10 protein-coding genes are annotated in these 13,196 nt (G+C 71.9%); 3 read left to right on the top strand and 7 right to left on the bottom strand.

Annotation, left to right across the window (positions count from 1 at the left end; genetic code table 11):
• Positions 1-109 precede the first annotated feature (109 nt).
• The 7 genes from ACIP93_RS34490 to ACIP93_RS34460 all read right to left on the bottom strand — a co-directional run bounded on the left by ACIP93_RS34490 (position 110) and on the right by ACIP93_RS34460 (position 9,288).
• On the bottom strand, positions 110-1,666 hold the full coding sequence (locus ACIP93_RS34490; protein ID WP_401765662.1) for an amidohydrolase family protein: 1,557 nt from the start codon (positions 1,664-1,666) through the stop codon (positions 110-112).
• Positions 1,667-1,846: 180 nt separating this feature from the next.
• Positions 1,847-3,532 carry a type VI secretion protein gene (locus tag ACIP93_RS34485; protein ID WP_401765660.1) on the bottom strand — a complete coding sequence of 562 codons (1,686 nt, stop codon included), beginning with the start codon at positions 3,530-3,532 and terminating at the stop codon, positions 1,847-1,849.
• A gap of 1 nt (position 3,533) precedes the next feature.
• On the bottom strand, positions 3,534-4,961 hold the full coding sequence (locus ACIP93_RS34480; RefSeq protein WP_345220518.1) for an ATP-binding protein: 1,428 nt from the start codon (positions 4,959-4,961) through the stop codon (positions 3,534-3,536).
• 24 nt (positions 4,962-4,985) lie between these two features.
• Positions 4,986-6,536, bottom strand: a complete 1,551-nt coding sequence (locus ACIP93_RS34475) for an SCO6880 family protein (RefSeq protein ID WP_345220516.1) — start codon at positions 6,534-6,536, stop codon at positions 4,986-4,988.
• A complete protein-coding gene (locus tag ACIP93_RS34470; protein WP_401765656.1) occupies positions 6,533-7,939 on the bottom strand; it encodes a hypothetical protein in 1,407 nt (468 codons plus the stop codon). Before ACIP93_RS34470 ends, ACIP93_RS34475 begins: the two co-directional genes overlap by 4 nt.
• The gene (locus ACIP93_RS34465; RefSeq protein ID WP_401765654.1) at positions 7,929-8,774 is read right to left on the bottom strand and encodes a hypothetical protein; all 846 of its coding nucleotides are present in this window, start codon (positions 8,772-8,774) and stop codon (positions 7,929-7,931) included. Before ACIP93_RS34465 ends, ACIP93_RS34470 begins: the two co-directional genes overlap by 11 nt.
• A 205-nt stretch (positions 8,775-8,979) precedes the next feature.
• On the bottom strand, positions 8,980-9,288 hold the full coding sequence (locus ACIP93_RS34460) for a hypothetical protein (RefSeq protein WP_189826809.1): 309 nt from the start codon (positions 9,286-9,288) through the stop codon (positions 8,980-8,982).
• Positions 9,289-9,713: 425 nt separating this feature from the next.
• Between ACIP93_RS34460 and ACIP93_RS34455 the strand changes: the two genes are divergently transcribed.
• The 3 genes from ACIP93_RS34455 (at position 9,714) to ACIP93_RS34445 (ending at position 13,166) form a co-directional block, all read left to right on the top strand.
• Positions 9,714-10,901, top strand: coding sequence for a hypothetical protein (locus tag ACIP93_RS34455; RefSeq protein ID WP_401765651.1), 1,188 nt, complete (start codon positions 9,714-9,716; stop codon positions 10,899-10,901).
• Between the two features lie 195 nt (positions 10,902-11,096).
• Entirely contained in the window at positions 11,097-12,101 is a 1,005-nt protein-coding gene (locus ACIP93_RS34450) for an NlpC/P60 family protein (RefSeq protein ID WP_401765648.1), read from the top strand.
• 330 nt (positions 12,102-12,431) lie between these two features.
• Positions 12,432-13,166: a phosphatase PAP2 family protein gene (locus ACIP93_RS34445; RefSeq protein ID WP_345220503.1), complete on the top strand. Its 735-nt coding sequence runs from the start codon at positions 12,432-12,434 to the stop codon at positions 13,164-13,166.
• Positions 13,167-13,196: the final 30 nt, after the last annotated feature.

The raw sequence follows: 13,196 nt of genomic DNA, 5'->3' as shown, positions 1-13,196 counted from the left end.
CTGCAGGGGGGACCCTGTGGGAGAGTAGGACGCCGCCGAACAATCATTGTGGAAAAGCCCCGTACCGGGAAACCGGTACGGGGCTTTTCTGCGTTCGGGGCCTTTTGCGTCAGTGGGGTGCGTTGCAGGCGCAGCCGGGAGTGGCCGTGGCCGGAAGTGCTTCTTCTTCGGGAGGGGTGCTTTCGGCTGCGGCCTTTTCCACGTCCGCGAGCAGGCGGACGCGGTCGGCGGGGGAGAGGTAGTGGCCGGCGTTAACCACGGAGTGGATGTCGCGGGTGCGGCGGATGTCATGGAGGGGGTCGCTGTTGAGGACGAGGAGGTCGGCGGGGCGGGACTTCGGGAGGCGCAGGAGGGCGTCGGGGTGGGTGGTGGCCGTGGCGAGGACGTCGGGGGCGGGGAGACCGGCTTCGGAGAGGAGGCGGAGTTCCTCGTGGAGGGAGAAGCCGGGGACGGCGTATCCCGTGCCCGTGTCCGTGCCCGCGGTCAGGCGGACGCCGGCGCGGTGCATCTCGGAGACGAGGGTGAGGCGGTGCTCGTAGATGCGGCGGATGCGGGCGGTGTCCTCCGGGGTGCGGGAGCCGGTCATCGCTTCCCAGATGGCGGGCCAGGAGGCAACCGCCCAGGCGGGGAGGTACTTCCAGTCGGGGGAGGAGGTGGGCAGGTCCGCGATGCGTTCCAGGGAGTGGTGGACCAGGAGGGTCGGGGTGACGTACGTGCCGTTCTCGGCGAGGGTGTCGAAGAGGCGGCGGGCGCGGCCCTTGTCGTACGAGAGCGTGGCCTGCCACTCCAGCGGGTGGACCTGGCGGAACCAACTGCCGTAACGGGAGAGGCTGGAGGGGTCGGTGGGGTCGATGCGGACCTCGGCGAGGGCTCGGCGGATCTCGTCCTCGCGGGAGGACGTGGCCAGGAGCATGGCGTGCAGGTGCTCGATGGAGCGTTGGCCGGAGGTGGCGGCGCGGGACATCGGCAGGATGTCCGGGCAGTGGCCGGCGAAGGGGATGCGCAGGCGCTTCGCCTCGTCGGCGATCGCGTAGTAGGCCTCCGGGGAGAGGCGGGAGTAGACCTTGACGAAGTCGGCGCCCTCGCGGTGGACCTTGCATACGGCGGCGCGGGCCGCCTGCGCGTCGGCCACTTCGAGGACGGGCAGACCGAGGTCGTCCGCCCAGATGGACGGCGGGCCGTCGAGGATCGGGCTCGCGATGACGAAGCGGGGACCGAGGAGGGTTCCGGAGGAGATCCTGCGGCGCCAGGCGTGGTGGAAGGGCTGGCCCCACATCTCGCGGACCGAGGTGATGCCGGTCAGCGGGAAGAGCGGGGCGGTGAGGGCCTCGTCGCCCAAGGTGTGGATGTGGGACTCGGTCAGGCCCGGGACGACGTACTTGCCCGTGAGGTCGACGACCCGGGCGTGCGGCGGAGGTTTGAGTTGGGAGCTCGGTCCGGTGGCGGTGATTCTGCCGTCGGTGAGGAGGAGGGTGTGGTCGGGGAGCGGGCGGGAGTGCGGGGTGAGCAGGACGGTGGCGTGGGTGAGGGCGAGGACGGGGGGTGCCGGGCGGGCGGCCCGGGGGCTCGCGGTGGCCGGAGCGGGGGCGAGGTCCGTGGTGGTGGGCGCGGCCGTGGTGCCGGGGGCCGGGCGGCGGTCGGGGTGGGTGTGCGGGGGCTTGGACATGGGTGGGCGTCTCTTCCGACAGGAGTGGGTGCGGGCCGGGTGGGTGCGCGCCGGGTCCGCGCGTTCGTGAGGTCCGCGAGGCCGGTGCGTACGACTCGTCACTCTTGTCGAAGAGAGGGGCGAGGGGGAGGGGGGTGGCGGGCCTGCTCGGGGTGGTGGTCGGTGCACCCCGGGGGCGTTTCAACGTGTGCTGGGCCAGGCCGAGTTGAACTGTTCCTGGGAGCGGAGCAGGGCCAGGGTCGGGAGGCCCTGGGGCCGGCCGGAGGTGAGGAGGTCCGGGAGCTGGGGGAGCGGGGCCACGGCCGCGATGTCGTCCAGGACGAGCGTCATTGGTGGGTCGAGCCGACCGTCGGATGACCGTGCGGCCATGCGGCGGCCGTGCTCGACCACGTATGAGGCGAGGGCGGTGAGCAGCGGCATCGCGCCCGGTCCCGAGGGGCGGGTGCGGGGGTCCTCGATGGACTCACCGACCATGTAGAGCGTTCCCCCCTCGACCACAAATGATTCCAAGGTGAGCGAATCGGTTCGGTTGGGGGTGCAAGCCTCGCGGAGGTGGATCGAGGAGAGGGCGGAGAAGGCGCGGGTGGTGAGGTTTTGGGCCTGTTCGCGGCGTTCGGGATAAGCGGTGAGGGCCGATTCGAGGAGGCCGGCGGCGCCGGAGCGGGCGCGGGGGTGGGTGCGGAGGATGCGGACGGGCTCGTGGGCCCCTGATCCTTGCGCCCAGCGGAGCAGGTGTTTGAAGGGGCGGTCGTCTATGGCTGCGGCGTGCAGCCAACTGCTGAGGAGGGTCTCGGCGGTTTCGGCGACGGCGGAGTCGGCTCGGGCGCGGGGGCGGACGGGGGCGAGCAGGGCCCGGGCGCGGGCGGTCGCCGTGCCGGGGTCCTCGCAGCCGGTGGTGGGGGACCAGTGGAGGCGGGAGGGGGTGTCGCAGCGGTGCTCGGGGTCGTAGAGGAGGACGGGGCCCAGTGTGGCGCGGACGTCTTTGGTCTCCGACCAGAGGGCGGGGTCGGAGGTGAGGACGAGGGCGGGGCCGGGGGCGTCGAGGATGGTTTCGGTGGCGGTGGTGCGGTGGGTGTGGCGGTTGAGGAGGAGGCCCTCGTGGGGCGTACGGGGTGAGGGGGACGGGGCGAGGCGGGGGGTGGTCAGGTGGGCGGTGGTGCCGGGGTGGGCCGGGGCGGGGGCCTGGGCGGTGTCGAGGTGGGCCGGGGCGGGGGGTTCGGCTCCGCCGGGGGCCGCCCCCTTGCCCGCCCGTTCCGCCCCCTTGGGGCGGCCCCGTCGCCCAAGAGGGCTCAGGGGAGCGGGGACCTCTTGGGCGAGGGGGCTCACGGGAGCGGAGCCCTGCCGCCCGAGGGGGCTCACGGGAGCGGGGACCTCTTGGGCGAGGGGGCTCACGGGAGCGGAGCCCTGCCGCCCAAGAGGGCTCACGGGGGTGGGGTCCTCTTGGGGGAGGGGGGCGGTGGATGTGCGGGAGTGGGTGCGGGTGTGGCGCCAGCGAGTGAAGGTGCCGATGGCGAAGATCGTGAGGACCAGCAGGACCAGGAGCTGGCCGATGAGCAGGCCGTAGAAGAGGCCGTAACCGGAGAGTTCCGCGGGCGGGGTGGCGGGCCAGGCGGCGGGGATGTCGCCGGGGTCGGCGGCCAACTGGCGCAGGGCGGACGGGGTGTGGGGGAAGGTGACCCGGCTCGGCCAGGAGCCGTGGGCGAACAGGCCCGCCAGGCCCGTGGAGGTCCAGGTGAGGACCGTCAGGCCCAGCAGCAGGCCGAGGAGGGCCAGCAGGAGGCCGTCCGGGATGCCGCCCGTTCCTCCGCGGTTCCGGTCGCCGCCCCGGCTGCCGGCGCCGTGTCCCCGATCGTACGAACCGGGCATGTCAGGCCACCGTCGCGTCCGAGGACTCGACTTCGGCCATGTGCTGCTCGATGAGGGCCGCGCGCTGCTCCGCCTCCCAGTCGGCGGCGCGGGCGTCGTCGTTGAGGAAGGACTCCTCAGGGGTCGCCGAGGACTCGGTCATGGCGCGGTCGGTGAAGACCAGGGGGCGTTCGGCCTCGGTGATCAGGTGTTTGACGACCTGGACGTTGCCGTTGACGTCCCAGACGGCGATGCCGGGGGTGAGGGTCGGGATGATCTCCACCGCCCACCGGGGGAGGCCGAGGACCTTGCCCGTCGCGCGGGCCTCGTCGGCCTTCTGGGCGTAGATCGTGCGGGTGGAGGCCATCTTGAGGATCGCCGCGGCCTCGCGGGCGGCGGCTCCGTCGACGACGTCGGAGAGGTGGTGGACGACGGCGACGAAGGACAGGCCCAGGCGGCGGCCGAATTTGAGCAGGCGCTGGAAGAGCTGGGCCACGAAGGGGCTGTTGATGATGTGCCAGGCCTCTTCGACCAGGAAGATGCGCTTCACGCGGTCCGGGCGGATCCAGGTGTGTTCCAGCCACACGCCGACGATCGCCATGAGGATCGGCATGGCGATGGAGTTGCGGTCGATGTGGGAGAGGTCGAAGACGATCAGGGGGGCGTCCAGGTCGATGCCCACGGTGGTGGGGCCGTCGAACATGCCGCGGAGGTCGCCGTCGACCAGGCGGTCCAGGACCAGCGCGACGTCCAGGCCCCAGGCCCGTACGTCGTCCAGGTCGACGTTCATCGCCTGGGCGGACTCCGGTTCCGGGTGGCGGAGTTGTTCGACGATGTCGGTCAGGACGGGCTGGCGGTTGGTGATCGTCTCGTTGACGTAGGCGTGCGCGACCTTGAGGGCGAAGCCGGAACGTTCGTCCAGGCCGTGGCCCATGGCGACTTCGATGATGGTGCGGAGCAGGGCGAGCTGGCCGGTGGTGGTGATGGCGGGGTCGAGGGGGTTGAGCCGGATGCCGTCGTTGAGGGCGGCCATCGGGTCCAGGCGGATGGGGGTTATGCCCAACTGCTGGGCGATGAGGTTCCACTCGCCGACGCCGTCCTCGCCCTGCGCGTCCAGGACCACGACCTGGCGGTCCTTGAAGCGGAGCTGGCGCAGTACGTAGGTCTTCTCCAGGGCGGACTTCCCGTTTCCGGATTCGCCGAGGACCAGCCAGTGGGGGGCCGGGAGCTGCTGGCCGTACAACTGGAAGGGGTCGTAGATGTAGCCCTTGCCGCTGTAGACCTCGCGGCCGATGATCACACCGGAGTCGCCGAGGCCCGGGGCGGCGGTGGGGAGGTAGACCGCCTGGGCCTGGCCGGTGGAGGTGCGGACCGGGAGGCGGGTGGTCTCGACCTTGCCGAAGAGGAAGCTGGTGAAGGCATCCGTGAGTGCGGACAGGGGGTCTCGCATGGTCTGTCCTTCCGGGGGGAGCGGTCAGCGACGGATGCCGGTGGCGAAGGGGAGGGTGTTCACGAAGGCGCGGTGGTGCTCGCGGTCGCACCATTCGAGCTTCAGGTACGACTTTCCGGCGGAGGCGCGGATGGTGCGCTTGTCGCGGGCCAGCTCCTCGGGATTGCGGGAGGAGACCGTGATGTAGCCGACGATGTTGACGCCGGCGGCTCCGGAGGCCAGGTCCTCGCCGCGCTGGTCGAGGCGGCCGTGGGCGGCGATGTCGCGGGGGTCGACGGTGCGGTTCATCTTGGCGGCGCGCGACGCGTCGGCCTCGTCGTTGGTCTTCTCGGTGAGCATGCGCTCGATGGCGACCTCGGTGGGTTCGAGGTCCATGCAGACGGCGACGGTACGGATCACGTCCGGGGTGTGGACGAGGAGCGGGGCGAGGAAGTTGACGCCGACGGGGGTCATCGGCCACTCCTTCACCCACGCGGTGGCGTGGCACCAGGGCTCGCGGGTGAGGGACTCGCGGGTCTTGGCCTGGAGGTAGGTCGGCTCGACGGCGTCCAGCTCGGCGGGCCAGGCGTTGCGCTTGGTCATGGCCTGGATGTGGTCGATGGGGTGGTCCGGGTCGTACATGGAGTGGACGAGGGAGGACAGCCGGGACTGGCCGAGCGGCTGGCGCACCCGGATGTCGGCCTCGGCGAGGCGGGCGCAGATGTCGGTCAGCTCGCGGGCCATGACGATGGCGAGGCCGGAGTCCTTGTCGAGCTTGCGCTGGCCCTTGGGACGCGACGCGCGGGCCATCGCGGCCCCCTCGGCGGCGAGTTCGCGGGTGTAGTGCATGCAGGCGACGAGGTAGGCGCGGTGCTGCTCGCTGGAGGTGGACACCATCGACTGGAGCTGGTCGTACGAGTCCAGGAGCCAGTCGGGGGCGGTGCGGTCGCCGCGCTGGGCGACGTCCTTGGCGTGCGCGTCGGGGTCGGCGGGGAGGGTGCGGGCGAGCATCTGGAGGCGGGTGACGAAGCCGTCGCCGTTCGCGACGTGTTTGAGGAGCGTGCCGAAGCGGTCGACCAGGGCCTCCTGGTCCTCGCTGTCGCGCAGGCCGACGCCGGGGCCCTCGATCTCGATGGCGGCGGTGACGGTGCGCCGGTCCGCGTGCAGCAGGACGGCGATCTCGTCGGGGCCGAAGGGGGCGGCCAGCCAGTTGATGCGGCCGATGCCGGGGGGCGGGCCGATCTCGACCTCGCGGCCGTCGATGCGGGTGCCGGCGTCCATCGCCTGGGAGCGGTAGGCGGTGCCCTTGCGGAGGTTCCGCTTGTAACTCCGGTTGATCTCGAACCACTTGTAGAAGGTGCGGTGCTTGTACGGCACGTACACCGCCATCAGGGCGAGCAGGGGGAACCCGACGAGGAGCAGGATGCGCAGGGAGAGGCTGGGGACCAGCAGGCCGCACATCATGCCGATGAAGCCGCCGGCGATGATCAGGGCGATCTCGCCGGTCTCGCGGTTCTTGCCGACGATGGCGTTGGGGCGGGCCCGGCCGATGAGGTAGGTGCGACGGGGCGCGATCGGGTGGGACTGGGTGGTCAACGCCCTCCCCCTCCTGAGTTCTTGCGGTGGCTGTGCGGGGAGTTGGAGGTGCCCGTGTTGCCGGTGCCGCGGTTGCTGTGGGTGCTGTTGCTACGGGCCGACGGGGCGGCGGAGGGGATGGACCCGGTGCCGCCGGTTCCTCCGGTCGGGGTTCCGCTCGAGGTGGGGCCCGGATTTCCCGTACGGGAGCCGTGGGCGGTGACGCCGGAGGAGGCGTTCGCGGCCTGGCGGGGGGCGGGGGCGCTGCCTCCGCCGCCTCCGCCGCCGCCCCGGCTGCTGTGGGTCTTGATGCCCTGGGAGACGAGGTTGGCCGGGGAGGAGAGGACCGCGGAGGCGCGGGCGCCGTCGGTGACCTGCTTGCGGCTGGCGCTGGCGGCGGCGATGTCGTCGCCGAAGCCGGGCACGAAGCGGTAGATCATCGCGGAGGCGAAGATGGCGAGCAGGATGATCGCCAGGCCCGAGACGACGGCGGAGAAGGCGTTGGGGCCGTCGCCGGTGGAGAGCGCTCCGGCGAGGCCGAGGACGATCACGATGACCGGTTTGACCAGGATGACGGCGATCATGATGCCGGCCCAGCGGCGGACGTGGCTCCACAGGTTCTTGTCGACGAGGCCCGCGTAGACGACCGTGCCGAGGAGGGCGCCCACGTAGAGGAGGGCGGCCCTGATCACCAGTTCGAGCCAGAGGACGCCGGCGGCCAGGATCGTGACGAGGGCGACGACGATCAGCATGATCGGGCCGCCGCCGATGGACTCGCGGTTCTTCAGGGCCTCGGCGAAGGAGCCGAAGAAGACGTCGGTCTGGCCGCCGGACGCGGCGGCGATGACCTCGGTGACGCCGTCGGTGGCGGAGACGATCGTGTAGAGGATCAGCGGGGTGAAGGCGGAGGCCAGGACGGTCAGCCAGAGGAAGCCGATGGCCTCGGATGCGGCGGTGGCGAGGGGGACGCCGCGCATGGCGCGCTTGGCCACCGCGAGGAGCCACAGGACGAGGGTCAGGACGGTGGAGGCGGCGAAGACGACGGCGTACTGCTGGAGGAACTTGGGGTTGGTGAAGTCGACGTTGGCGGTGGACTTCACGGCCTCGCTGAGCTTGCCGACGATCCAGGCGGCGGCGTCGGCGCAGCCCTTGGCGAGGGAGGTGAGGGGGTCGAGGGGGGCGTCGGCGCTGCCGGTGGGGGGCGAGGGAGTCGTCCCGGGCGCGGCGTTGTCCATCTCGCAGAACGCCTTCGACGCCCCGGTCAGGCGCTCGCAGATGCTGCCGCTCGGCTTGGGGCTCGGCGTCGGTGTCGGTGTCGGCGTCGGGGCCGCGGCCGCCCGGGAGGCCAGCATGAAGAAGGCCACCTGCGCCGCGGCCAGGGCAGCGGCGGCGGGGCCGACGCGTCGGCGGAGGCTACCTGGCATAAGTGAACCCTCCATACTCTTCGACAGCCCTGCTGATCTCGCCCGAGTCGGAGGCCGTCTCGTCCGAGGGGAGCGGAGTCGGTCCCTTCTTCTCCGAAGTGCTGACGATCTTCCAGTCGTCGGACACCCACTTCAACTGGAAGGTCAGGGTGTTCCAGCTGGCCTTGACCGGGTTGGTCGACTTCTCCGCGGACATGCCGACCAGGCCCGAGTACCAGACCGAAACGGTCGCGCTGTCCGCGTCGGCGTAGGAGACCTTGGTCCCCACCGGGAGCGTGCGGGAGACGAACAGACTGCCCGCGGGGGCATTGCCGGCGGCGTCGAGCCCCCGCCTCTTGAGGAAGTCGGCGTTGATCACGGCGTCCTGGGCGCGGTTCAGCTTCGCCGCCGCCTCGGGCGTGTACAGCGCGTCGATGATCCGGTGCCGCTCGGCGGTCTTGAACATGTCCGCCGAATTCAGCGCCACCGTGTAGTTCGACGCCGCGCTCTGCGCGCCCTGACTGCTCCGCGCGAAGCCCGAGGGGATGCCGGACGGGCCCTTGGCCGTCACGGGCTTGTCGCCCGTCGCCGCCGTCGAGCTGGACTCCGGCTCGCCGCCCGCCCGGCCCGTGCCGCCGCCGCTGCTCCCCGGCCCCCGGTTGACGAACGCGATCGCCGCGATCAGCAGCACCGCCACGCCCACCACCGTGACCGTCGAACGCGACGCCCGGGCCCGTGGGGCGCGCGGCCGGGCCGCGCCCGTGTCGTCCGGCATGCGGGTACGCGTCTGACGGGTGCCGCCCATCGTCGTATAGGGGTCGTCCGTCCCCCGTCGCTCGTCGTCACCGCGGTTCATGCCGCGTACGCCCCCTCAGCCTTTCGCCGTCCCGTGTCCGTCCCGCCGCACCCGCACACGTATGCGGAGGCGTACTGCCTAGACGGTAGCGGTGCCGCTTCCCGGGTGGGCGCGGTGTGGTGACTCGTCAGGTGAGTCGGCATCAGAGAACGCAACCTCGGGGGGAGTTCCGGGCACGCCCGGTGCGGAGTGGGGGGGAAGGGGGCTAGACGGCCATGCCGTACACGATGGTGAACAGCGTGCCGAGCGAGCCGATGATGAACACGCCGGTCAGACCCGCGACGATGAGGCCCTTGCCCTGTTCCGCGCTGAACGTGTCGCGCAGTGCCGTGGCTCCGATGCGCTGCTTGGCCGCGCCCCAGATGGCGATGCCGAGGCACAGCAGGATCGCCACGGCCATGACGACCTCGACCATGATGCGGGCCTCGTTGCCGAGGTTTCCGAACGGTCCCCAGTTCGGCGCGATTCCGCCGATGATGGTGGTGATGTCGCCCTTTTCGGCTGCCAGGATCATTAAGTCACCGCCCCTGTCGGGTAGTTCGCACTCCTGCCGGACGGCAGGGAGCATCGCCCTATCTTCGCTGATGAAACCGCCCGGGTATGTCGACTTGGCGGCAATCTTTGTCGGTTTTTCGCACACAGGTCCGGTCTCACCGCTCTGACCTGCGGTGCGGAGGGGTCCAAACCGGTTGTCGGGCGAAAAGCCGTACGGTCACTCTGTGTATCACGGGGGGTGACTCCGGGCAATGACTGGCGTTGTGCACCTTGGCCCTGTTACGTCCGGCCGAGGCGTGCGCTCCCCTGCGCCCGCGTTGCGTCCACGCGCGCGGGCGCTGCGTCGGATGCGGTGGCGGACCGGCGTTCCGACGCCCTCCCGTCGGGGCCCCTCGATCCGAACGCATGTGCTTTCCGGGGCGTCGCCGCGCGATAGTGTCCAGCATGCCCGAGACCCAGGCGCCGCCCCGGCCCCGGACGGACGGAGCGGAACCGGCCGCCGCCGCCCGCCCGTTCGCGGACGCGCTGCGGTACGCCGCCCCCGCGCTGCTCGGCTATGCCGCCGTGCGGCTCACCGGTCTGGCCATCCTGCTGGCCGTCGCCGCCGCCCGGGGCCAGGACGGCGTGCTGCGGCTGCACGGACGCTGGGACTCCCTCTGGTACCAGCGCATCGCCCAGCACGGCTACGGCCACACCGCGGTGCTCCCCGACGGCACGCTCCACTCCGACCTCGCCTTCTTCCCGCTGCTCCCGGCGCTGGAACGGGCCCTGCACGCGCTCGTGCCGCCGCTGGACGTCGCCGGGGCGGGGCTGCTCGTCTCCTGGGCCGCGTCCGTCGCCGCCGCGTGGGGGATCTTCGCGGTCGGCGCGCGGCTGTACGGACGCCGGGCGGGCGTGCTGCTGGCAGTGCTGTGGGGGGCGTACCCGACGGCCTTCGTGCAGTCCATGGCGTACACCGAGGCGCTCTTCACCGCGCTGGCGGCCTGGTCGCTGTACGCGGTCCTGCGCGACCGGTGGGTGTCGGCGGGGCTGCTCGCGGTGGGCGCGGGGCTGACCCGGCCGGTGGCGGCGGCGCTCGTCGCGGCGATCGCCGTCGCGGGGGTGCGGCGGCTGGCCGCCCGGCGGGGGTCCGGAGTGCGTCCCCGGCGGGTGGTCGCGGGCGTGCTGCTGGCGCCGCTGGGCTGGCTGGGATACGTCTGCTTCGTGGCGGTACGGGAAGGGCGGCCGTTCGCGTACTTCGACGTCCAGGCGGGGTGGGACAACCGGATCGACGGCGGAGTGGCGCTGGCGCGGTTCGTCGCCGGGCAGCTCGCGGTGAACGCCTTCGCGGGGGCGGGCCTGTGCGCCGCCTTCGCGGTGCTGGGATGGGCGCTGTGGGCGGCGCTGCGGCTGCGGCCTGCGCTGCCGGTCGCGGTGTACGGGGTGGCGGTCGTCGTGGTCTCGCTGGTCGGGTCCGGGTACTTCGGGTCGCGGCCGCGGCTGATGATGCCGTCGTTCCTGTTGCTGCTGGGGCCCGCGGTGGCGCTGGCGGGGCTGCGGCGGCGCTGGGCGCCGGCGGTGGTCGTGGGGGCGGCGGGGGTCGCGTCGGGGGCGTACGGGGCGCTGACGCTGCTGGGGGCGGGGCCGCCGTGAGACGCGGGGGCAACGGGGCTGCTCCGCCGGGGGGTTCGGGCGGGCCGCGCGCCGCGTGACGAGCCCCGCGAACGGCGAGCGCGACGCCTGCCGCGCTCCCTGGCGCATGCCGGGCGCTCTTGCCTGGACCGGCGGCGCGACACGACAGTGTGGAGAACCCCCGTGAACCGGGCCGCGATGAGGGAGGGTTGGGGCGTGCGCAAAGTCTGGGTGGCGAGCGGGGCCGGGATCGGGCTGTTCCTGGCCTTCGTCGTGCTGCTCGTGGTCGGTACGTTCTCGGCGGCGGCGGGCATCGCGGGCCAGGGCGGTGCCGGCGGGCGGGCCGTCGGACTGGTCAAGGGGGCGGTGCCGGCCCTCTACCAGCCGCTCGTCCAGAAGTGGGGCAACCTCTGCCCGGCCATCAACCCGGCGCTGCTGGCCGCCCAGCTCTACCAGGAGAGCGGCTTCGACCCGAAGGTGGTGAGCCCGGCCAAGGCGCAGGGCATCGCCCAGTTCATCCCTGGCACCTGGGCCACGCACGGCATCGACGGCGACGGCGACGGCGACCGGGACGTGTGGGACCCGAAGGACGCCATTCCGTCGGCCGCCTCGTACGACTGCGAACTGGCCGGGTACGTGAAGAAGGCCCCCGGCGACCCGACGAACAACATGCTGGCCGCCTACAACGCGGGCGCGTACGCGGTGATCAAGTACGGCGGGGTCCCCCCGTACAAGGAGACCCAGAACTACGTCAAGATCATCCGCTCCCTGGAGCAGAGCTTCGCCAAGCCCGTCGGCCGGGTCGCGCCCTCGCGGGCCGCGGCGACCGCCATCAACTACGCGCAGAGCAAGCTCGGCACGCCGTACCTGTGGGGCGGCAACGGGACGCCGGACCAGCAGGGGCGGTTCGACTGCTCCGGGCTCACGCAGGCCGCGTACCGGACCGTCGACATCGAGCTGCCGCGCGTCGCCAACGACCAGTACAACGCCGGACCGCACCCCTCCCGCGACGAGCTGCTGCCGGGCGACCTGGTGTTCTTCTCCGACGATCCCGCCAACTCCCGGATGATCCGGCACGTGGGGATCTACGTGGGCGGCGGTTACATGATCAACGCGCCCTTCACCGGTGCCGTGATCCGCTTCGACAAGATCGACACGGATGACTACTTCGGGGCCACCAGAGTCACCGCTGATGGCGCGAAGGCATTGCCCAAGGCGTGATGCGCGCCGTCGTCCGGAAGCCTGACGGGACGTCGGTTCTGGCCGGAACTCTCTGTGACGACTCCGCCCTGAGCTGGGACGATGAGTCTCTCTTCGATAACGTCATGGTGATCGTTCGGTGGAGAGTGGAACCTCGGGACGCCCCAGGGCGTTCCCTGGACGCGACGACCGTGACGACGCGGCGACCGTGCTGTCGAGGGCGTCGGCTCCAGCTCCGGGAAAGACTTTCGGGAAGAACTGTCACGGGGGTGATGGGCCCGCCGCGCACAACGACGTGCGCGGGCCGGGAGACGTGCGACTGCGACACAGCAAGGGCAAGGGGCCGTGCAGATGGCTGGACTCTCGATGGACGGGTCGAACCCCGATGTCAGCCTGCTCTACGACATCAACGGCATCGCCGCCGACGCACCCGGCTGGGCCGACCGGCTCGTGGAGTACGTCGGCGAGTACGGAATCCTGCTCGGGCTCGTCCTGGTCGCCCTGTGGTGCTGGTGGCGCGGGCGCACGCGCGGGAGCGCCGAGGACTCGGTGGCGTCGGCGGCGGCGATCGTGTGGGCCCCCCTCGCGGCCGGCATCGCACTGCTGGTCAACATCCCGATCCGGAGCTTCGTGGAGCGGCCGCGGCCCTTCCTGGAGCACAAGGGGCTGGAGGTGCTGGTCGCCGGCAAGACGGACTTCTCCTTCGTGAGCGACCACGCCACGCTGGCCATGGCGGTCGCCATCGGGGTGTTCATGGCGAACCGCAGGTGGGGGCTGCTGAGCATCGCGCTCGCCTGCGCCGAGGGCTTCTGCCGGGTCTACATGGGGGTGCACTACCCGACCGACGTGGTGGGCGGCTTCGCGCTGGGCACCGCGGTGACGCTGCTGCTGGCCCCGCTCGCGCTGATGCTGCTGACGCCGGCCGTGGGGGCGCTGTCCCGCTGGGGGGCGACGCGCTTCCTCGTACGGTCCAGGAGCGCGCGGGAGCGGGACGCCGAGCGGCGGACCGCCGCGCCGGCCGGACAGGCGCGGGCGGCGGTGGAGGCGCGGCAGGACGGCAGCGGTTACAACGGACTCGCAGCTTAGGTTTTTTGGCTGAAAACCGTCGGGCCGAGC

Source organism: Streptomyces sp. NPDC088745, assembly GCF_044751045.1.
GTDB lineage: Bacteria > Actinomycetota > Actinomycetes > Streptomycetales > Streptomycetaceae > Streptomyces > Streptomyces cremeus.
This window is presented reverse-complemented; position numbering and strand designations above follow the sequence as displayed.